Below are 22,686 nucleotides of genomic sequence, written 5' to 3'. Positions count from 1 at the left end.
TTAACGATTATCTTGAAGTGCAAAAACTTGTTTTAACAATGCAGTGTTACGTAAACCTACTTTCTGTCTAATCCCTTTTTCTTCTACTTCTATCATAGTAAAAACACCTTTTAATGCTTGGGTAGTTACATAATCAGTTAAGTCTGGATTTACTTTATTTACAAAAGGTATGCGATTATATTTATTAATTAAATCAGACCAAATTTTATCTGCTCCTACTTTACCAAAAGAATTCTTAATTACTGGATTAAACTTATTGTATAAAGCTGAATTAGTTTTTGACAATAAATAAGAAGTAGCAGCATTTTGTTCTCCTAATAATATATTTTTAGCATCAGCAAACGTAATATCTTTTACCGCATTTACAAAAATTGGTGTCGCCGTTTTTACCGCATCTTCTGCTGCTCTGTTCAATGCTTTAATACCTTCATTAGCAACAGAACCCAATCCAATTTTACGTAAACCATCGTTTACAGCTTGTAATTCTTTAGGCAATAAGATTTTTACTAATTCATTTTTGTAAAAACCATCCGCTGCGGTTAATTTAGAAACCTGATTTTTAATTCCATTATCTAATGCTTGACGCAATCCATTACCAATTTGTGCCTGACTTAATACACCACTTTGTGATACTGTATTTACCACTTTTTGTAATTCAGCACATCCAGAAAATGTAATTGCCACTGCTAAAACTAAAATTCTTTTTATCATTATTTACTTATTAATTATTAAAACTATCTGTTTTTTTATCGTATCCATACGGACAATGCTTACATCCACTTTTACAGCAATGCCCTCTTTTTAGGTGGTATTTTTCTGTAAAGACCTTGTAACCATCATCATTAAGATAATAATCACCATCCTCTAATTCAATCCGCGGTTTAAACATACTACAAATATCATAAAAAAAGAAACGTCAAACTAAACTAGTATGAGTTGTTTGACGTTTCCAATCTGATTTTAATAAATCAACAATTAATCTTTATGTTTTTCTGGTGGATATTTCTTCATAATCTCACCAACAAATTGTTTTATTCTTATTTCTTTTTTCTCTGCGCTTCTCATTAATAAAGCACCGGTACCAATACCTTGCCATACAAGTTGTTTCTTTTCTTTATCAATTAAATCGATAAATAAAGTTCCTTCTGTGTATTGAGAAACATTAACATTATTATTCATTCCGTTCCACATCCATGGATTCCATCCCCAGCCAAAACCATATCCAAAATTATTTTGCCTGACATTTACTCTATCTCTCGATTTTGTAAAAATATTTACCAAAATATCTGGATTTTCAGATTTTTGCAATCCTTTTGCAATTAATTCCGATTCAACTGCACGCATTACTCTACGTTTATCTAAATCAGAAATTTTTGCTTTATCAATGCCTTTTTTATAAAAAGCGAATGTTTTATGTTTTGTAAAATCTGCTTTGGTATCATAATCTGTAGCAACTTTTACAGTACTACAAGAAGCTACCAACAAACTTAGTATGGGTAAAAAAAGTAAATGTTTACGTTTCATTTCTTTGGATTTTAATTATTGTTAAACAATGCATCATCCACAATATTAGGTAGCGTAACCTTTAATTTTTTCTCTGTTTCCATTGCGCGTTTAATTGCAAAAACAGCTTCATTATTTCTTGCCCAACTACGCCTTGCTATTCCGTTATTAACATCCCAGAAAAGCATTGATTTTAATCGCTTTGATGCCTGCTTAGAACCATCAAGAAGCATGCCAAAACCACCATTTATCACTTCTCCCCAGCCTACTCCACCTCCATTATGAATAGAAACCCAAGTAGCTCCTCTAAAACTATCACCAATCACATTTTGGATCGCCATATCAGCTGTAAACCTAGAACCATCATAGATATTTGATGTTTCTCTATATGGTGAATCTGTACCAGAAACATCATGATGATCTCTTCCTAACACAACAGCACCAATCTCACCTTTTTTAATCGCTTTATTAAACGCTTTTGCAATTTTCATTCGTCCTTCAGCATCAGCATATAAAATACGTGCTTGTGATCCAACTACTAATTTATTCTCTTGTGCACCTTGTATCCATTTGATATTATCAGCCATTTGTTGCTGAATTTCAATCGGTGAATTTTCTTTTATCTTTTCTAACACGTTACAAGCAATCGCATCAGTTATTGCTAAATCTTCTGGTTTTCCAGAAGTGCAAACCCATCTAAAAGGTCCAAAACCATAATCGAAACACATAGGTCCCATAATATCCTGAACATAACTAGGATATTTAAATTCTCTTCCAATTGTAGGATTCGGATTCATAACATCTGCTCCTGCCCTACTTGCTTCTAATAAAAAAGCATTTCCATAATCGAAAAAGTAAGTCCCTTTTTCTGTATGTTTATTTATTGCTTTCGCATGTCTTCTTAACGTTTCTTGTACTTTTTCTTTAAAAAGTTCTGGTTGATTCGCCATCATTTCGTTGGCAGCTTCAAAAGAAATATCAGCAGGATAATAACCTCCTGCCCAAGGATTGTGCAAAGAAGTTTGGTCTGATCCTAAATCGATATGAATATTTTCTACATCAAACTTTTCCCAGACATCAACAATATTACCTAAATAAGCGATTGAAACTCTTTCTTTAATTGACTTTGCTTTTTTTACGCGAGCAACTAATTCGTCTAAATCAGTGATTTTTTCATCAATCCAACCTTGGTCTAAACGAACTTGAGTAATTTTTGGGTTTACCTCTGCACAAACAGTAATACAACCAGCAATATTACCAGCTTTGGGTTGTGCACCAGACATTCCGCCTAAACCAGAAGTAACAAAAAGATTTCCTTTAGGTTCTTTTTTTATTTTTCTAAATCCATTTAACACAGTAATTGTTGTTCCATGCACAATTCCCTGAGGACCAATATACATGTAACTTCCTGCCGTCATTTGTCCATATTGGGTAACCCCTAATGCATTAAATTTCTCCCAATCATCTGGTTTGGAATAATTAGGAATCATCATTCCATTAGTAACCACAACTCTTGGCGCATTTTTATTAGAAGGGAATAACCCCATTGGATGACCAGAATACATTGTTAATGTTTGTTTATCAGTCATTTCTGATAAATATTTCATAGTCAATAAATATTGTGCCCAATTAGAAAAAACAGCACCATTTCCACCATAAGTAATTAATTCATGAGGATGTTGTGCCACAGCATAATCCAAATTATTCTGAATCATGAGCATGATAGACTTTGCTTGCTCAGACTTACCTGGGTATTCAGAAATATCTCTTGCAAACATTTTATAATCTGGTCTAAATCTGTACATATAGATTCGACCATATTTTTCTAATTCTTCAGTAAATTCTGATAATAACACTTGATGATGTTCTTTATCAAAATAACGCAACGCGTTTTTTAATGCTAATTTCTTCTCTTCAGAAGTTAAAATATCTTTTCTTTTCGGCGCATGATTAATTTCTAAATCATACTTTTTTATAGCGGGTAAAACTGTTGGAATTCCTTCTTGTATTTGTTCTTTAAATGTCATTTTATTAAATTTTAATTTTATTAAATTAAAAACTGATTAAAAAATCACTATCAATGACAAAAACTATGGATAGCGGATATCTGCTCTGTGATATTGAGCTTCAATCCTTTTTTTATATTTTAATGTTATAAAATCCATTTTAATGAAGTTTCTACAAATATATTTAAATTGGACTGATATTTGTCTATTTTTATACTGATGATATTTATTTCTAAATTTATGGTTCCAAAAGGATTTACTGGAATCACAATTTTCCCTTTTATCTTTTTAAAACGAAAAGATTTAAAAGAAGATATAATTCTAATCAACCATGAAAAAATTCATTTAAAACAACAACTCGAATTATTAATCATCTTCTTTTATCTTTTTTACGGAATCGAATGGATTATAAAATATATGAAATATCAAAACGGATATATTGCGTATAAAAATTTAAGTTTTGAAAGAGAAGCGTATCAACATGAAAAAAATCTCGAATATGTTAAAAAAAGAAAAACTTGGGCATTTTTTTCTTATTTATAATTATCAGTAAAATCGTTTTTTTATTGATAATTTCGTAAATTGCAACCTCAAAACACTTGATTTATTACGAATGAAACAAATTCAACCTTATAAACCTACACATAAAGTTCGTATTGTAACAGCAGCTTCATTATTTGACGGACACGATGCAGCCATCAATATTATGCGAAGAATTATACAATCTACAGGTGTAGAAGTCATTCATTTAGGACATGATAGATCTGTTGAAGAAGTGGTAAACTGTGCCATTCAAGAAGATGTAAATGCTATTGCAATGACATCTTATCAAGGTGGTCATAATGAGTATTTTAAATACATGTATGATTTGTTGCAAGAAAAAGGTGCAGGTCATATCAAAATTTTTGGCGGAGGTGGCGGTGTAATTCTTCCTGAAGAGATTAAAGAATTAATGGAATATGGAATTACAAGAATTTATTCTCCAGATGATGGTCGTGAATTGGGTTTACAAGGAATGATAAATGATTTGGTTAAAAAATCAGACTTCAAAAGCCCATCCTTAATCCTTCCCAAAGGGATGGAAATAGCAGACTTTTTAAAAGAAAAAAATACAAATACAATAGCAAGATTAATTTCTTTTGCAGAAAATCAACATACAGAATTCGATAGGCTTTTTTCCCATTTGGGAAAATTAAAAGGGGCTTCCACCCCAGTTCTCGGAATTACAGGAACTGGTGGCGCAGGAAAATCTTCTTTAGTTGATGAATTAGTTCGTCGTTTTTTAATTGATTTTCCTGATAAAACAATAGGCTTAATTTCTGTTGATCCATCAAAAAGAAAAACGGGTGGCGCACTTTTAGGAGATAGAATTAGAATGAATGCAATCAATAATTCTCGAGTTTATATGCGTTCATTAGCAACACGTCAATCTAATTTAGCATTGTCTAAATATGTGAATGAAGCTATCGAAGTTTTAAAAGCTGCCGAGTTTGATTTGATCATTTTAGAGACTTCTGGAATTGGGCAATCAGATACCGAAATTATTGAACATTCAGATACTTCTTTATATGTGATGACTCCAGAATTTGGTGCTGCAACTCAGTTAGAGAAGATTGACATGCTAGATTTTGCAGATTTAGTAGCCATTAATAAATTTGATAAACGTGGTGCTTTAGATGCGATACGTGATGTAAAAAAACAATACATGCGTAACAATAATTTATGGGATGTTCATATGGATGACATGCCTGTTTTTGGAACTATTGCTTCACAATTTAACGACCCAGGAATGAATACGTTATACAAACGTATTATGGATAAACTGGTTGAAAAGACTGGCACAGATTTAAAATCGAATATAGAAATTACCAAAAAAATGTCTGAAAAGATATTTGTAATTCCACCTAAACGTGTTCGTTATTTATCAGAGATAGCTGATTCTAATAGGAATTATGATGAAAAAGTTGATAAGCAAGTTATCATTGCTCAAAAATTGTATGGTATTTATCAGACAATATTATCGTTAACAGATGTCACTTCGAGCACAGTCGAGAAGTCTTTTTTAACAAAAACTGGTTTAAATACTGATGAGATTCTGTCTTTCGACTGTGCTCAAGATGACAAAGAGTTTTTGAAGCTTTTATTAGCTCAATTTGAAAAGGTAAAACTAAATCTTGATCCCTATAATTGGGAAATCATTTTAAACTGGAATGAAAAAGTTCAGAAATATAAAAATCTAATTTATTCGTTTAAAGTTCGTGATAAAGAAATTAATATAGAAACGCATAGTGAGTCTTTATCGCACACCAAAATACCAAAAGTAAGCTTGCCAAAATATAAAGCTTGGGGAGATTTATTACGTTGGAATTTACAAGAAAATGTTCCTGGAGAATTCCCTTATACTGCTGGATTATATCCGTTTAAAAGAACTGGTGAAGATCCAACTCGTATGTTTGCTGGCGAAGGTGGTCCAGAAAGAACTAACAGACGTTTTCATTATGTGAGTTTAGGAATGGATGCTAAAAGACTTTCTACAGCTTTTGATTCTGTTACTTTATACGGAAACGATCCTGGTCATAGACCAGATATTTACGGTAAAATTGGGAATGCAGGCGTTTCAATTTGCTGTTTAGATGATGCTAAAAAATTATATTCTGGCTTCGATTTGAGTCACCAAATGACATCAGTTTCTATGACGATTAACGGTCCAGCACCAATGCTATTGGGATTCTTTATGAATGCGGCAATCGATCAAAATTGTGAGAAATACATCAAAGAACATCAACTTGAAAAAAATGTTGAAGAAAAATTCAAAGAAGTTTATGATTATAAAGGATTAGAAAGACCAATATATCAAGGGAAATTACCAGAAGGAAATAATGGTTTAGGGTTACTTCTTTTAGGTTTAACTGGTGATTTAGTATTACCATCAGAAGTATATCAACAAATAAAAAAAGATACGTTAGCGCAAGTTAGAGGAACGGTTCAAGCTGATATTTTAAAAGAAGATCAAGCACAAAACACCTGTATTTTTTCAACTGAATTTGCCTTACGTTTAATGGGTGATGTTCAGGAATATTTCATTGAAAAACAAGTTCGTAATTTTTATTCAGTTTCTATTTCTGGCTATCATATTGCAGAAGCTGGCGCAAATCCTATAACTCAATTAGCACTGACTTTATCTAATGGTTTTACTTATGTAGAATATTATTTAAGTCGAGGAATGGACATTAATAAATTTGGTCCAAACTTATCATTTTTCTTCTCAAACGGAATTGATCCAGAATATGCTGTTATAGGTAGAGTTGCTCGTAAAATTTGGGCAAAAGCAATGAAACTTAAATATGGCGCTAATCCAAGAGCGCAAATGTTAAAGTATCATATTCAAACTTCTGGACGTTCTTTACACGCGCAAGAAATTGATTTTAACGACATTAGAACTACGCTTCAAGCTTTATATGCTATTTACGACAATTGCAATTCTTTACATACAAACGCTTACGATGAAGCGATAACAACACCTACAGAAGATTCTGTGAGAAGAGCAATGGCAATTCAGTTAATTATTAATAAAGAATTAGGATTGACAAAAAACGAAAATCCGATTCAAGGTGCTTATATTATTGAAGAATTAACTGATTTAGTAGAAGCTGCTGTTTTAGAAGAATTTGATAGAATTACCGAACGTGGTGGTGTTTTAGGAGCGATGGAAACGATGTATCAGCGTTCTAAAATTCAGGAAGAAAGTTTGTATTATGAGACGCTAAAACATAATGGTGATTTCCCAATTATTGGAGTGAACACTTTTTTGAGTTCTAAAGGATCGCCAACAGTTCAACCTGCTGAAGTTATTAGAGCTACTGAAGATGAAAAGAAATTTCAAATTAATACAAAAGAAAGTCTTAATAAAGCAAATCCTACTAAAGTTGTTGAGCAAATTGCAATTTTACAAGAAGCAGCAATTCAGAATGAAAATTTATTTGACAAACTTATGGAAGCTACAAAAGTTTGTTCTTTAGGTCAAATTACTGAAGCTTTATTTAAAGTTGGTGGACAATATAGAAGGAATATGTAGAAGGTAATGCCTTCAGATAATTATTAAAATCATTATCTTTAAATAAAAATTAAAAAGTACATGAAATTATTAGGAATAGGCTCAAGAATTGAGCATTCAGAATTTGGTTCTGGTGTTGTAACTAATGTTACAAGTAAACATTATTGGGTAACATTTATTAAAAATGGATTAGAAACAATTGATATCGAAAGTGAATTTGAAGTGATTGATGCTGTTGAAGATGAAGTTGATACTGTTAGTTTTTACGAAGTTGAAAAATCTTTAAAAGACATTTTGCAAAAATGGTCTGATGTTACAGAGATTGCTCCTATTGCAGATAGATGGAAAAAAGGAACACTTATTTTACGTCCACAAGATTCTAATTTATCAGAGAAAGAAATCCCTATCGATACTTTTTTCCATAAAATTGTGATGGTTAGAGATAGAATTAGAGTGATGGAACAAAAAATAAATTCAAGTAAAACGTTAGACGATCAAGATAAAATTGATTTACAACAGTACATTACTAGAATCTATGGAAGCTTAACCACTTTTAATGTATTATTTAAATTGAAGTCTGATAATTTTGTAGGTGTTAGAACAAAATAAATTTACAGCTAACACTTAATTTTAATAAGAAAATCCGCACATATTTTGTGTGGATTTTTTTATTTCAAAAAAATAAATATAATTTCTTGTAATATTTTTAATTTGAAGAATACTAAACAATAAAAACAATTTGAGTAACGATTTTTACACATCATCAATTTTACCATATTCAGGTATTATAATTAAAATCTGCAGAGCCTATACAGATACTCAAGAAGATTTTGAAGATTTTTATCAAGAGGTTTGCTTACAAATTTGGAAAAGTAGAAATGCTTTTCAAGAAAAATCTAAATGGAGTACATGGATATATAGAATTACATTAAATATTTGTTTAACACTTTCTAAGAAAAAGAATAGAAAAATTAAAAGAGAAGAACTTATTAAAGAAAAATCTGAATCTAATCTAGCTTTTGAGAATGAAAACTTAAATTTATTGTATGAAGCAATTAAAAAATTATCTAATGTTGACAGAGCTATAATTTTATTGCACTTAGAAGAAAATCCTTATCAAGAAATAGCAAATATATTAGGAACAAGCTCTAATAACATTGCTGTTCGAATTAATAGAATAAAAAAACAATTAAAAATAATATTAGATGGAAAAATCAATTGAAAAAATTTGGAATGAATCCTTTATTAAAGAAGACTCATTAGTAATACCAAAAGTAAATGATTTATATAACCAAAAATCAAAATCAATAATTGATAAAATAAAACGAACTTATGAAATTGACAATAAAAGCTTACTACCTTTAGCACTTGTTTTTGCAATCGTAATGTCTGTATTTTCTAATGCCATTATAGGAATATATGCTTCTTTTTTAATGGTTCTTTTATATTTTTATAATAGAAATCTTTTAAATAATTTTAATAATATAGATATAAAGTCAGATAATCTCACTTATTTAAAAAACTATAAAAATGTTATCAATTCAATCACAAAATCTTCAAAAAAACTTGTAGTATTTATTATTCCAATAGCTATATTATCAATTTTTGTTATTACTTTTTATGTGAAAGAAAAAAGTTTTTTAAATAAGTTTATATCAAATGAAACTAAATTTATTGAAATATTAGGTATTGGTTCATTAATTGTATTAATAACTTCAATAATAGCATTTACTGTATTTAGTATATCAACAAAAGTTTTGTATGCAACACATTTAAACAAATTAGATATGATTATTAGTGAAATTGAAACATTAAAAAAATAATTTCATAAAAAAACTGCATCTTTTTCGTAATTTGTTAGTCTATTATATGAATTTTAAAACGATAAATTATGAAACATAAAAACGAATGCACTTGTAATTGTCAACAATGTAAAGACGGACAGTGTGCAAATTGTACTTGTGAAAGTTGTTCTTGTAACAATTGTAATTGTTAAATTAAATGACAACAAAACAAGTTTGGACACAGTATTCTGAAGATCTAAAAAGATTTATCATCAGCAAAGTGAAAAATATTGCTATTGCTGATGATATTTTGCAGGATACTTTTCTTAAGATTCATACTAATCTTCATAAATTACAAGATATCAAAAAATTGAAACCATGGTGTTTTACTATTGCTAGGAACTCAATTTTAGACTATTGGAAAACTACAAATCAAACATTCGAAATAGCAAATTTTGAGTCTGAAACAGAAATTACAGAAAACGTTCATACGGAAAAAGATTGTTTACGTGGTATCTTAAAAAACTTACCAAAAAAATACAGAGACCCTTTATTTTTATCAGATATAAAAGGATTAAAACAACAAGAAGTAGCAATTCAACTAAAACAAACTTTACCAACTACAAAATCTCAAATTCAACGCGCTCGTAAATTAATAGCAAAAGGGTTTATGGATTGTTGTGGGTTTGTAATGAATTCTGACGGAAACCTAATTGGTGAAATTCAAGAAAAAGAAGATTGTAAAATTTGTAGTTAATGTACTTCTTTTTTTTATTTATATTAGATGAAATTTTACCTCAACTTAAATTTCAACGAAATGATAGATCTTAAAAAAGAAGATATTAGCCAAGAAGTATTCGATTTATACGATGATTATGCTCATAATAAACTTACAAGAAAAGAATTTTTAGCCAAACTATCTTTATATGCAGTAGGTGCAATTACTTTACCCGCTCTTTTAAGCTTTGTTTCTCCAAATTATATCGATTCTATTACTGTTCAAGATGATGACCCTCGATTAAATTCGCAAATGATTACTTATGATTCTCCAAAAGGTGGATTAAAAATTGATGGTTTATTGTCATTACCAAAAGGCGCAAAAGGAAAGTTACCGGGAGTTATTGTAGTACACGAAAACAGAGGGTTAAACCCTTATATAAAAGACGTTGGTAAAAGAGCCGCTTTAGAGGGTTTTATTTCTTTAGCACCAGATGCATTAACACCATTAGGAGGCTATCCTGGAAATGATGACGAAGGAAGAACAATGCAAAGAAAAAGAGATCGTTTAGAAATGCTCGAAGATTTTATTGCTGCCTATAATTTTGTAAAAAACCATAAAAACTGTACTGGTAAAGTTGGTGTTGTAGGTTTTTGTTTTGGTGGTTGGATTTCGAATATGATGGCTGTTCAAGTAGCTGATTTAGGTGCAGCTGTTCCTTACTATGGAAGGCAACCTTCAGATGAAATGGCAGCTCAAATTAAATCACCTTTATTATTACAATATGGTGAATTAGATAAAAGAGTTAATAAAGGTTGGCCAGCTTTCGAAAAAGTCTTAAAGACAAATAAAATTGAACATACAGCACATTTTTACCCAAATGCAAACCATGGATTTCACAACAATACAACTCCGCGTTTTGACAAAGAATCTGCAGATTTATCTTGGAAAAGAACAATTGATTTTTTTAACACCCATTTAAAAAGTTAGAATAGTATTTATTGGGACTAAAAACAAATTACCTTCTTCTTTTTTTAGATTTTGATCTTGTTGCTTTCTTTTTCCTTCGATTAAAAGGGACAGCATCATCAAACGTATTTTTTGTTTCTTTTGCTTTTTTATTCTTTTTCCAAGAATCGTTCCCTGGTAATAACACTTTTAATAAATCTTGTCTACCAACTTTATTCAAGGTGTTTCTAATCCAATCTTTATTTTCTTTTTTATACCAAAAGAAAAACTTGTGTTGATCTTCTTTCTCCTTTTTAGTCTTAGGAGTTTTAGTCGGTTTCATTGTATACGGATGAAATCCAGAATAATAGATAACCGTAGCAACTGTCATTGGTGTTGGCGTAAAACCTTGAACTTGTTCTAACTGAAACCCCATATTCTTAGTTTCTGCAGCCAAGTTTGCCATATCCTCAACCTCACTTGCTGGGTGACTAGAAATAAAATACGGAATCAATTGTAAGTTCAACTTTTTCTTGATATTTATCCTATCAAAACGCTCTTTAAACTTATGGAAATACGTAAAAGAAGGTTTACGCATCAACTTTAAAACAGGATCTGAAGTATGTTCTGGCGCTACTTTTAATCGACCAGAAACATGTTTCGTCATTACCTCTTCTGTATACGCATCCAACTCTTTTGGATCTGCATTTTTATTGAATTCTGGAACTAACATATCATGTCGAATTCCACTTCCAATAAATGATTTTTTAATCTTTGGGTGTTTATCTACAGCCTGATATAATTCAGTTAACGGCTTATGAGACGTATCTAAATTAGAACAAATCACTGGTGAAATACAACTTGGCGCAACACATTTGTCACAGATAGATTGTACTTTCCCTTTCATCTGATACATGTTTGCAGAAGGCCCACCAATATCAGATAAATAGCCTTTAAAATCTGGCATATTTGCCACTTTATCCACTTCTTTTAAAACTGATTCTTGACTCCTACTAGCAATAAATTTTCCTTGATGTGCTGATATTGTACAAAAACTACATCCACCAAAACATCCTCTGTGAATATTGATAGAAAACTTTATCATTTCAAACGCAGGTATAGGACCACGTTTGTTATATTTTGGATGTGGTAGTCGTGTATAAGGCAAATCAAAAGAACCATCAATTTCGGTTGAAGTCATTGTTGGAAAAGGTGGATTAATAACCAACGTCTTCTCTCCTACTTCTTGAAAAATACGTCTTGCTTTTAATTTATTTGATTCTTGCTCAATTGTTTTAAAATTGGAAGCAAATGTTTTTTTATCTTTTAAACAAGCTTCATGAGAATTGATAGTAACATCTTCCCAATCATTAATTACAGGAATTTTTTCTTCTTTCTGATTGATTAAAACCGCTGTTTGTTTGATGTTTTTTAAACTAGAAAATGGAACGCCTTTTTGTAATAATTCTACAATTTCTCGTAAGGGTTGTTCCCCCATTCCATAGACCAACATATCTGCTTTAGAAGTTTCTAAAATAGTTGGTAATAGTTTATCAGACCAGTAATCATAATGAGTTACACGTCTTAGCGAAGCTTCTATTCCACCAATTAAAACAGGTACATCTGGGAATTTTTCTTTTAATATTTTTGAATACACAGATGTTGCATAATCTGGTCTAAACCCTTTATCTCCATTTGGTGTATAAGCATCTTTATCTCTTCGTTTTTTACTGGCTGTGTAATTAGAAACCATTGGATCCATACAGCCTCCAGTTGCTCCAAAAAACAAACGAGGTTTTCCTAATTTTTCAAAATCTTGGAGATTATCGGTAACACTGGGTTGCGGAACAATAGCAACTCGTAAACCATAACTTTCTAAAATTCGCCCAATTACTGCTGGACCAAAAGATGGGTGATCTACATACGCATCACCACTAAAAAGGATAACATCTAATTGTTCCCAACCACGAATTTTAACTTCTTTGTTTGTAGTTGGTAACCAATCTGTTAATTGATGTCTTTTAGTTTCCTGCATATTTTGCAAAAATACAAGAATTTTACTTGAAGTTTTTATTTAATTCTTAATACCTGGCTGTAATAACTTCCAATTGGTTTTAGCTTTCTCTTTATCTACCATTTTCTTAACATCAGAAAGTAATCTTTTAGCATCATAAATTACCCCATCTTTAATGGTATACTTAACTCCTCCTGCTCTTATCACTTTATTATCTTCCGTTAATTTAATTGCTCCTGTACCATATAAAACCTTCAAATTTACTAATGGGTTTTCATCAACAATAACAAAATCCGCTAACTTTCCAATTTGAATTGAACCTATTTTATCATCCATTTTTAAAGCTTCTGCACCATTTAATGTTGCAGCTCTAATTACTTCTAGTGGATGAAAACCTGCTTCTCTTAATAATTCTAATTCTCTTATATAAGCAAATCCATATAACTGATAGATAAATCCAGAATCCGACCCTGTGGTTACTCTACCTCCTCTATTTTTATATTCATTAATAAATGTCATCCATAACTGAAAGTTCTTTTTCCAGGCAACTTCTTGTTCTGTCCCCCAAAAATGCCAATAACTACCATGACTTATTTTACTTGGCTCATAAAATTTCCAAAGAGATGGAAGTGTATAATCCTCGTGCCATTCTGCCCTTCTAGCTCTTTGTAAATCTCTACTTGCTTCGTAAATATTAAATGTTGGATCTAACGTGAAATCTAAGGACAATAATTCGTCCATTACTTTATTCCAATGTTTTGAATAAGGCTTTGCTGCTTGACTCCATAATTTTCCTGCTTCTTCAAAACGATGTTGTTCATTTTGATAATTATAATCTAAAGGATAATCTTGCACGGTTTTATCATCAAATAAAGCCTCTGGCAAACCATACCAATGTTCCATTGTAGTTAAACCTGCTCTAGCTGAATGTAAAACATTCCATCTAGCTACACTTAATTGCGCATGATGACAAGCTGAACCTAAACCAAGCTTTCTGTTTTCATCTAAAGCAGCTGCCATTATTTCTGGCTCTGCACCAAAAAACTTAATTCCATCTGAGCCTTTACTCGCATTTGCTCTCACCCATTTCCTTGCCTGTTCTGGAGTGCTAATCGGAATATCATTTAATGGATTAAATGATTTTGAAGTTTGACCAAAGCCTGTATAATTAAATATTCTTGGTGCAACGATTTTATTTTCTTTACTTAATTTTTTTAAATTAAGAGTAAAATCAACACCTCTTCCACTTGGTTCTCTAACTGTGGTGATTCCATGTGCCATCCAAAGTTTAAAAACATATTCTGGTTCTGCTCCTTGATGAACGCCACCTATATGGCCATGCATATCTACAAAACCTGGTAACAAATACATTCCAGCTGCATCTAATTCTTTTCCTCCTGATTTTAATTTTGGTCTTTTCTCTTCATTAATTTTTACCCCTGGATAACCAACAACTTGTATATTAACAATTTTATTATTTTCTACAACAATATCTATTGGGCCTCTTGGAGGTGATCCATCACCGTTTATAAGCGTTACTCCTCGTATGATTAATTGTTTAAAGGGACCTTCTCCTAAATATGAATCTTGAGCATGTATCGAACTCGCTATAAAAAGTAATATAGCAAAAACTATTTTTAAAAGTTTCATTAATCTGATTTTAAGTAATTAAACCTAAAAATAGTAATTAATTATTTGCAACCGTTAAATGCTGTTTATTAATTTTAAGTAATTGGATTTTATTCCTTTGATTCTCCATTTTATACACATAGGTTTTTTTATATTCTGTAGGCTTACCCCAATTATAATGTGCTGTTATTTTAAAAAATGTAGGTTCTGGTTTTTTATTTCCTTTATATTTTAAATTCACCAACCATTCTCCATTTTGAAGGTTATCAATGAAAAAGTATTTACTTGAATAACCAATTGCTTTTTCTTCTTTGATTAGTTCAGGATTTGCATCTAAACTATGGTCAAAAACATAAGATCTTAATTCTGGATTCACAAATTCTAATTCAAATTCTGCTTCCGAAGTATTCCACTCAAAAACCAATCTTGTATCATTTTTAAATTCATCAATATCCTTATTAACAGGTGTGAACTTTTGAGTTATTTTAGTCTGATTATCTCTTTGAAAATACAGCCACTCCATATCATTATAAATTAATTGACCAATACCTTCTTTACTAACATTATTCCCTTTTAATAAATAACCCATGTAAAGCTTCCAACTTTTATTATACAAATCATTTTCTAAATACGCATTACCCAAATCTCTTGTGGATTGAGCATATTTTGGTCTTAGTCTATAAATCTTTTCATATAATTTAATAGCTTCTTTTCTTTCATTTAAAACTTGATAATAGTAGGCTATCGATTTTAAAATTTCAGGGTTTTCATCATTCTTTATTGCAATTTCTTTAAATATTGAAACTCCAAGGTTTTGATCTTTAAAATGATTAATAAATTTAAGTGCTACATCAATATTATTTGAATAATTTTTAGCTTTATTTTTTAAATTTTGTGTATAGTAAACATATGCATCTTTCTTACTTTTAAACTTCTCTAAGAGATTTGCAAATATTGAATTATCACTTGAATTAGGATCAAAAATTTCTGCATCATCTCTATAAAATTCTTTATTAGTATATTTATCATTAATTTTATTTTGTGCTGCATTTTTTGGGTTAAAATTACCTGATTTAGTTTTTACAACTGCAACCCCACCAACACCTCTAGTTCCGTATTTATTTGTACCCGCTAAGGTTTTTAAAATACGTACACTTTTAATATTATTTAAATCAATTGGAGGTTCATCTTCAAAAATATAACCATCTACATCCCAAATAGCATAATAAGGTGTATTAATAGAAGTACTTTCTCTAATAATTAATTTTCCAGTAATAAAATCTTTCCTAACACCGGGCACTTTACCAACTAATGCATCAGTTATTGATGGATATATACTGTAGATATCTTCTCCATCTACAAAAGACATTGCAAAACCTGTTCTTTTTGGATCGATATTACCACGTGCAGTAACAAATTTTTTATTTGCTTTTTTAGCTTTAATAGTGGCTCTGCCTTTCGATTTTAAATTTATAGCTGTTACTTCGTCCAACTCATTTATTAATGGTGTTAGAGTAATGTTTAAAACTTTTGTATCATTCTCTATAACAACAGCTAAATTTTCGTAAGAAATATGACTAAAACGTAAGATATCTCCAGTATAGGTTTCTAATTTAAATTCTCCATTAGCATTAGAAAAAACACCAACAGCACTTCCTTCTACTCTAATATTTACATCTCTTATGGGTACATTGTTTGAAACTACTTTTCCTTCTATTATTATTCTTATAGTATTTTTTCTTTTTTGCCTTTTACTATTTTCATTAGAAATATTATTTTTGGCAACAAAAGCATCCTCTTTATAAAATTGTTGATTTTTATGTTTTTCTGCAACTTTCTCTTTTTCTGCTTTTAAATTTTCAAGGTTTCTTACCGTTTTTACAATAATCACTTTTTTAGCGCCAAATCTTGCAGATGCATTTTTTAATAGCCACATGTCCGTAACTTCAGAAACAGAAAATTGAGGTAATTGATTAGTATCATATTTAACTCCATCTATATCCCAAACTGGTTCTGAATCAGTCTCATGTAAACGAACTAAAAAAGGAAATTTATTCTCAGCTGCACACTTTAATGGATTTGCTCCTTTTGGAGCTGCATCACAGTAAGATGGTAGGTCTTTTCCTGATAAATAATCAACGTCAAAACCAGATCCTTTAAGATTTAATTTACCAGCTGAAGTACTTATTGTAGCTATTTCTTTTTGACCATACAATGCTACTTTATTTAATTGTTTCTTTTTACTAGTTACTATTACATTATCTAGTTGGTTAACTTTTGGAGATATCTTTATATTTAATACAGAAGTAATATCTTCAACAACTATTTGAACTGAATTAAACCCAACATAAGAATATTTTAAAATATCGCCTGTATTAACAGCTATTGTATAATGACCATTTTTATCTGTTTTTACTCCTAAATTTCTAGTTCTATTAACAACATGAACACCTTCTAATGCATTTTCTAAGTGTGAAACACTACCAGTAATATTTTTTAACCCTCCCTTAACTTTACTTGGTTTTTTTAAAACCAATGCATCTTCTTCATAATAATTTTGATTTTGATTCTGAGCAGTTACCTCAGCAATCTTGGCTTTTCTTACATCTGGATGATTTTTTGTTCTAATAATTATTAATGCCTCTTTTTTCATTACAAACATATGCTCCACTTCAGAAAAATCTATTGGCGGTGCTATTTTATAATAATCCCCATCATAATCTATAGTAGCTTCTATTAAATCTCCAAAAACAGTTCTAAACTTAAGAACATCTTCACCAAAATCATTTTTTTCTTTCCTTAAAGATAATCGACCATTAAGCACTTCTTCTAATGGGAGACCTGGTGCAAATACTTTCATGGCTTCATTATCAAAATAAGATACTGCTCCATAACTTTTAGCAACTTTCCCAAAACCAGAAATCTCCATTTTCATTGCCTTTTCTATTGGCGTTCTTTTAACTCTTTTTTTAGTTGCTACAGTTACTTCATCTAATTGACTAACTTTTGGGGATATTTTTATATTTAATACAGAAGTAATATCTTCAACAATTATCTGAACTGAATTAAACCCAACATAAGAATATTTTAAAATATCACCTGTATTAACTGCTATTCTATAACGACCATTTTCATCTGTTTTTACTCCTAAATTTCTAGTTCTATTAACAACATGAACACCTTCTAACGAATTTTCTAAGTGTGAAACACTACCAGTAATATTTTTTAACTCTCCTTTTACTTTACTTAGTTTTTTTATAGCCAATGCATCTTTTTCATAATAATATTGATTTTGGTTTTTAGCAGTTATTTCCGCTATCTTAGCTTTTCGTACATCTGGATGGTTCTTTGTTCTTATAATTACTAAATTTGCTTTTTTCATAACAAACATATGCTCTACTTCAGAAAACTCTATTGGTGGTGCTTGTGCAATTTTATAAAAAACACCATCATAATCCAAGTTTCTAACATTAAAAAACCTACTTGCTAATACTTGATCTAAAAATTGCGTGTTAAATACTTTCAAATCTTTATTATCATAATAAAATACGGCACCTGAACTTCTTCCTGGTTTAATTTTTCTCCCATCAAAACTAGTAAACTCCATAGTCATTGCTTTTTCTATGGGAGTTCTTTTATCTCTTTTTTTGGTTGTTACGACTACTTCATCTAACTCATTTCGTACTTGAGTCAACGTAATATTTAGCGTTTTAGTAACGTCTTCAATTTGAATAGTTACTTTTTTATACCCTACATAACTAAATTCTAAAACATCATTTGTTTTTGCTGAAATTTCATAATTTCCGTAAGTATTTGTTACTGTCCCTTTTAATGAATTCTTATTGAGAATAGTAACATTTGATACTATTTTTTCCCCATTTGAGATAGTTCCAGCAATTGTACGAAGTGAATTTTTTGTAGTTTGAGATTGTACAGACAATCCTAAAAACAACATAACCAATAATAAAGAAGTAGTTTTTTTCATAATATTTTTTTTTTAGAATACTGATTTAAAGATAGTTAAAATTTATCAAAAATCATTCCAGACTCTTAATCATTAATAATAAAATGTGGCACTTTTTCTAAATCCCAATCTATTACTAATCCACCTGCTAAACTTCTAGCAATTTCTGGTCCGTATAAATATTCGCATAAATATAATGCTGCTTCAAAAGATTTTGCGCCACCAGCTGAAGTAATATATTTTCCATCATGAACAAATAAAACTTCTTTTCTTATGTCTAAATCAGGAAACATGATTCTCATTTTATCAATATCTGAAGGAAAAGTAGTAGATACTTTACCATCTAAAATTCCTGCCTTTGCTAGCACAAAAGCACCATCACAATGAGAAGTAATATATTGCGCTTCTTTATCAACTTTTTGAACAAACGCTATTAATTTCTCATCTTCTAAATCTGTATCTAAATGATGTTCGGCACTTGGCACAACTAAAATATCAATCTTAGGTAACGAATCTTTTAAATAATTGAAATCAGGAAGAATTCTCATTCCTTCAAAAGAAGTTATTGCTTTATCTGTATTTGCAACCGTAAACACATTCATTGGTTTTATCCCTTTCCTAAAAATAGTATGCTGAAAAATATCATAAGGAGCTGTAAGTTCTGTATTATAGGTTCCATCCATTATTAAAAAAGCAACATTATACCGATCTTTTTTTAGTTTAGGAAACACCTTTTTTTCGCTTTGTTCTACATTTTCTTTATCAACTTTAGTCATGCAACTAGTTAAAAAAACGACCAAAAAAACATAAAATATATTTTTCATATTTAAATAATTTAGTATCTAAAAATACAATTCTTTCTACAATTAATTTAAGATAATTTTCTACAATTAATTATTTCGTACTTTTAATCACTTTTAAAAATATTAAATGAGTAAAAATCAATTTGACATCGTTATTATAGGAGCAGGATTATCTGGCATTGGAGCTGCTTGCCATTTACATAGAAAAAACAAAAACAAAACATACAAAATCTTAGAAGCAAGAACAGAAATTGGGGGTACTTGGAGTTTATTTAAATATCCAGGAATTCGTTCAGATTCTGATATGTACACATTTGGTTATTCTTTTAAAACTTGGGATGATGATAAATCTTTTGCACCTGCACCTTCAATCTTAAAATATTTAAAAGAGGCTTCAGAAGAATTTAAAGTGACAGAAAATATTACTTTCAATCAAAAAGTAATTTCTTGTAATTTTGATACTTCTACCAATTTATGGACTGTAAAAACGATCAATCCTATTACCAAGGAAGAATCCTTCTATACTTCAAATCATATTTTTAATTGTAGTGGTTACTATAATTACGATCATGGTTACACACCTAAATTTAAAGGATTAGAAAATTTTAAAGGAACTTTTATCCATCCGCAAAAATGGGATATTAATTTAGATTATAGTAATAAAAAAGTAGTGGTAATAGGTAGTGGTGCAACTGCAGTAACTATAGTGCCTTCTATAGCTGATAAAGTTCAAAAAGTTACCATGCTTCAAAGATCACCTACTTATATTGCAGCACTTCCTAACAAAGATAAAATTGCTGGTTTTATAAAAAAAATACTACCAGGTAAAATTGCACATACTTTAGTGAGAACTAAAAATATTTTAACAGATATGTTGTTTTTTAATTTGTGCAGAAAGTTTCCTGAAACAATGAAAAAACTCATTTTCAAAGGAATAAAAAAAGAATTAGGCGATTTCCCTATAGAACCTCATTTTACACCCAATTATAAACCTTGGGATCAACGTTTTTGTTTAGTACCAGATGGCGATTTTTTTAAGGCTTTAAAAGCTGGAAAAGCAGATGTAATTACAGACACAATTGATACTTTTGTAGAAAATGGCATCAAATTAAATTCAGGTCAAATTGTAGAAGCAGATATTATTGTAAGCGCTACAGGTTTAAGCCTTTTACCTTTTGGTGGGGCAAAAATATCTTTGGACAATGTTCCTTTTGATATTACAAAACAATTTATTTACAAAGGATTAATGCTAAGTGAATTGCCAAACTTTTTTGTTTTTGCAGGCTATACAAATGCTTCTTGGACTTTAAAAAGTGATTTAACGAGTGAGTATATTTCTAGAATGTTAAAATACCTAGATAAAAATAATTACTCCGCAGTAAAATCACAAGTAATTGAAGAAAATTTAGGACAAATCCCTTTAATCAATTTAGATTCTGGTTACATACATAGAGCTATCGACATTTTACCTAAACAAGGTGATAGATTTCCTTGGAGATTGTATCAAAACTTTATTTTAGATTATAAAGTTTTAAGGATTGATAAAATAAATGAAAAGCGTTTAGTTTTTACTAAAAATTAGCATTAAAGGTTTTAAATGAATCTGTATTTACATCACTTTTTAATTCACGTCTCATAAATGAAAATAACCATTTCTTAGGAACAAAATTTGATATAAACCAAAACTTAAATGCACCATTTCCATAAACTATTTTTGGTTGTTTCTTAACGATTGATTTTATAACATGTTTTACAATTTTTTCTGGAGAAGTTGTTAAGTTTTTAGCAACATGTTTTACAACATGTTCTTTCTTGGAAATATTTGTTTTAATTCCTCCTGGATGTAAACAATGGATAGAAATTGGGCTTTTATGAAATTCTGCCATTAACGATTCTGTAAAACCTCGAACAGCAAATTTAGATGCTGCATAATCAGAATTTATAGGAGGAGCAATTAACCCAAAGACACTAGATACATTTACTAAAGCTCCTTCTTTATTTGCCACTAATTGTGGTAAAAATGCTTTAGAACCATAAACAACACCGTAAAAATTAACATCCATTAACCTTTTAAAATCATCAATTTCAATATTGTAAAAAGGTTTTAAATCACCTTCAATTCCTGCATTGTTAATTACTACATGTGCATTTCCTAAAGTTGTTTTTACATTATTGGCAAAGTCAAATATCTGTTCTTTATTAGACACATCTACTTTTTGGATATAAACATTTTCTTTACCAATTATAGCCTCTACTTCTAAAATAACTTCTTTTAGTCCGTCAAAATTAAAATCACATAAAGCTAACTTAGCCCCCAATTTAGCAAATTCAATAGCATACGATTTCCCCATGCCTGATGCAGCTCCTGTAACAACTACTATTTTATTTTTGAAGTTTTTCAACTTTTAATGTTTTAATGTTTTTTTAAATTCTTTCCACGCTAAAAAGTTGTAGAGTTTTTTAGGCAAAAAATTTGCTGCAAATCTCGCTTTAAACGAACCTTCACCATAAACTATTTTAGGTCTATTAACTTGTATAGATTTAATAACATACTTTACAATATCAGATGGAGGAGTTATTAAATATTTTTTTGAAAATTCTTGATTCTCAGATTTATGTGCAATATTAGTATTGATACCTCCTGGATGTAAACAATGGATAGAAATTGGACTTTTATAATATTCTAAAACTAATGATTCTGTAAAACCGGTAACAGCAAATTTTGAAGCACAATAATCTGTATTAGCTATAACACCTATTAACCCAAATATACTGGCTACATTAACTAAAGCACCTTCATTGTTCGCCTCTAATTGCGGTAAAAAAGCTTTAGACCCATAAACAACTCCATAAAAATTAATATCCATTACCCTTTTATAGTCGGATATATCTATATCTTTAAATTGTACCACAGCTCCTTCTATTCCAGCATTATTAATTACTACATGTGCATTACCAAAAGTTGATTTCACTTTATCCGCAAAGTCAAAAACTTGATCTTTATCAGAAACATCTACGTTTTGAGTATAAACGCTTTCTTTACCAATTATTGATTCTACTGTTAACGCAACTTTTTGTAAATCTTCAAAATTAAAATCACATAATGCTAGTTTAGCTCCTAATTTTGCAAATTCTAATGCATATGCTTTTCCCATTCCTGAAGCAGCTCCAGTAACTACAACTATTTTGTCCTTGAAATTTTTCATTTAGAATAGATTTCTATAAATATACAGTTTTCATTTTTCTTTTGTAGATTTATAGCA

At 30.0% G+C, this 22,686-nt stretch carries 18 protein-coding genes; 8 read left to right on the top strand and 10 right to left on the bottom strand.

Annotation, left to right across the window (positions count from 1 at the left end):
- The 4 genes from OD91_RS12070 to OD91_RS12060 form a co-directional block, all read right to left on the bottom strand.
- Entirely contained in the window at positions 1-711 is a 711-nt protein-coding gene (locus OD91_RS12070; RefSeq protein ID WP_144896639.1) for a DUF4197 domain-containing protein, read from the bottom strand.
- 10 nt (positions 712-721) lie between these two features.
- On the bottom strand, positions 722-889 hold the full coding sequence (locus tag OD91_RS13555; protein WP_186434450.1) for a DUF5522 domain-containing protein: 168 nt from the start codon (positions 887-889) through the stop codon (positions 722-724).
- An 86-nt stretch (positions 890-975) separates the two neighbouring features.
- Entirely contained in the window at positions 976-1,524 is a 549-nt protein-coding gene (locus OD91_RS12065) for a DUF4136 domain-containing protein (protein WP_144896638.1), read from the bottom strand.
- Positions 1,525-1,535: 11 nt separating this feature from the next.
- On the bottom strand, positions 1,536-3,530 hold the full coding sequence (locus OD91_RS12060) for a urocanate hydratase (protein WP_144896637.1): 1,995 nt from the start codon (positions 3,528-3,530) through the stop codon (positions 1,536-1,538).
- A 219-nt stretch (positions 3,531-3,749) separates the two neighbouring features.
- On the opposite strand from OD91_RS12060, the gene OD91_RS12055 reads away from it, so the two are divergent.
- The 7 genes from OD91_RS12055 (at position 3,750) to OD91_RS12025 (ending at position 11,055) form a co-directional block, all read left to right on the top strand.
- A complete protein-coding gene (locus OD91_RS12055) occupies positions 3,750-4,052 on the top strand; it encodes a hypothetical protein (RefSeq protein ID WP_370511747.1) in 303 nt (100 codons plus the stop codon).
- Positions 4,053-4,122: 70 nt separating this feature from the next.
- Positions 4,123-7,584 carry a methylmalonyl-CoA mutase family protein gene (locus tag OD91_RS12050; RefSeq protein WP_144896635.1) on the top strand — a complete coding sequence of 1,154 codons (3,462 nt, stop codon included), beginning with the start codon at positions 4,123-4,125 and terminating at the stop codon, positions 7,582-7,584.
- Positions 7,585-7,644: 60 nt separating this feature from the next.
- Positions 7,645-8,172, top strand: coding sequence for a hypothetical protein (locus OD91_RS12045; protein WP_144896634.1), 528 nt, complete (start codon positions 7,645-7,647; stop codon positions 8,170-8,172).
- A 130-nt stretch (positions 8,173-8,302) separates the two neighbouring features.
- On the top strand, positions 8,303-8,785 hold the full coding sequence (locus OD91_RS12040) for an RNA polymerase sigma factor (RefSeq protein ID WP_144896633.1): 483 nt from the start codon (positions 8,303-8,305) through the stop codon (positions 8,783-8,785).
- Entirely contained in the window at positions 8,769-9,386 is a 618-nt protein-coding gene (locus OD91_RS12035; protein WP_144896632.1) for a hypothetical protein, read from the top strand. The genes OD91_RS12040 and OD91_RS12035 overlap by 17 nt, the downstream gene beginning before the upstream one ends.
- 178 nt (positions 9,387-9,564) lie before the next feature.
- Complete coding sequence (locus OD91_RS12030) at positions 9,565-10,104, top strand: sigma-70 family RNA polymerase sigma factor (RefSeq protein ID WP_144896631.1); 540 nt, start codon at positions 9,565-9,567, stop codon at positions 10,102-10,104.
- A 60-nt stretch (positions 10,105-10,164) separates the two neighbouring features.
- Positions 10,165-11,055, top strand: coding sequence for a dienelactone hydrolase family protein (locus OD91_RS12025; protein ID WP_144896630.1), 891 nt, complete (start codon positions 10,165-10,167; stop codon positions 11,053-11,055).
- Positions 11,056-11,083: 28 nt separating this feature from the next.
- Here the strand turns inward: OD91_RS12025 and OD91_RS12020 are convergent, their stop codons facing one another.
- The 4 genes from OD91_RS12020 to OD91_RS12005 form a co-directional block, all read right to left on the bottom strand.
- Positions 11,084-13,048 carry a YgiQ family radical SAM protein gene (locus OD91_RS12020; protein WP_144896629.1) on the bottom strand — a complete coding sequence of 655 codons (1,965 nt, stop codon included), beginning with the start codon at positions 13,046-13,048 and terminating at the stop codon, positions 11,084-11,086.
- A 39-nt stretch (positions 13,049-13,087) separates the two neighbouring features.
- Complete coding sequence (locus OD91_RS12015; RefSeq protein WP_144896628.1) at positions 13,088-14,677, bottom strand: amidohydrolase family protein; 1,590 nt, start codon at positions 14,675-14,677, stop codon at positions 13,088-13,090.
- A gap of 37 nt (positions 14,678-14,714) precedes the next feature.
- On the bottom strand, positions 14,715-18,641 hold the full coding sequence (locus OD91_RS12010) for a carboxypeptidase-like regulatory domain-containing protein (protein WP_144896627.1): 3,927 nt from the start codon (positions 18,639-18,641) through the stop codon (positions 14,715-14,717).
- Between the two features lie 65 nt (positions 18,642-18,706).
- A complete protein-coding gene (locus tag OD91_RS12005; RefSeq protein WP_255513250.1) occupies positions 18,707-19,396 on the bottom strand; it encodes a DJ-1/PfpI family protein in 690 nt (229 codons plus the stop codon).
- Between the two features lie 154 nt (positions 19,397-19,550).
- Here OD91_RS12005 and OD91_RS12000 point away from each other — a divergent pair, with 154 nt between their 5' ends.
- Complete coding sequence (locus OD91_RS12000) at positions 19,551-21,005, top strand: NAD(P)/FAD-dependent oxidoreductase (RefSeq protein ID WP_144896625.1); 1,455 nt, start codon at positions 19,551-19,553, stop codon at positions 21,003-21,005.
- Here the strand turns inward: OD91_RS12000 and OD91_RS11995 are convergent.
- Both OD91_RS11995 and OD91_RS11990 read right to left on the bottom strand, forming a co-directional pair.
- Positions 20,995-21,825 (bottom strand): SDR family oxidoreductase, encoded by an 831-nt coding sequence (locus tag OD91_RS11995; RefSeq protein ID WP_144896624.1) that lies wholly within the window; start codon positions 21,823-21,825, stop codon positions 20,995-20,997. The genes OD91_RS12000 and OD91_RS11995 overlap by 11 nt on opposite strands.
- A 3-nt stretch (positions 21,826-21,828) precedes the next feature.
- The gene (locus tag OD91_RS11990; RefSeq protein ID WP_144896623.1) at positions 21,829-22,629 is read right to left on the bottom strand and encodes an SDR family oxidoreductase; all 801 of its coding nucleotides are present in this window, start codon (positions 22,627-22,629) and stop codon (positions 21,829-21,831) included.
- Positions 22,630-22,686 lie beyond the last annotated feature (57 nt).

It is taken from the genome of Lutibacter sp. Hel_I_33_5 (assembly GCF_007827455.1).
GTDB lineage: Bacteria > Bacteroidota > Bacteroidia > Flavobacteriales > Flavobacteriaceae > Polaribacter.
The sequence above is the reverse complement of the archived record's forward strand: the minus strand, read 5'-3'. Positions and strand labels throughout refer to the sequence as shown.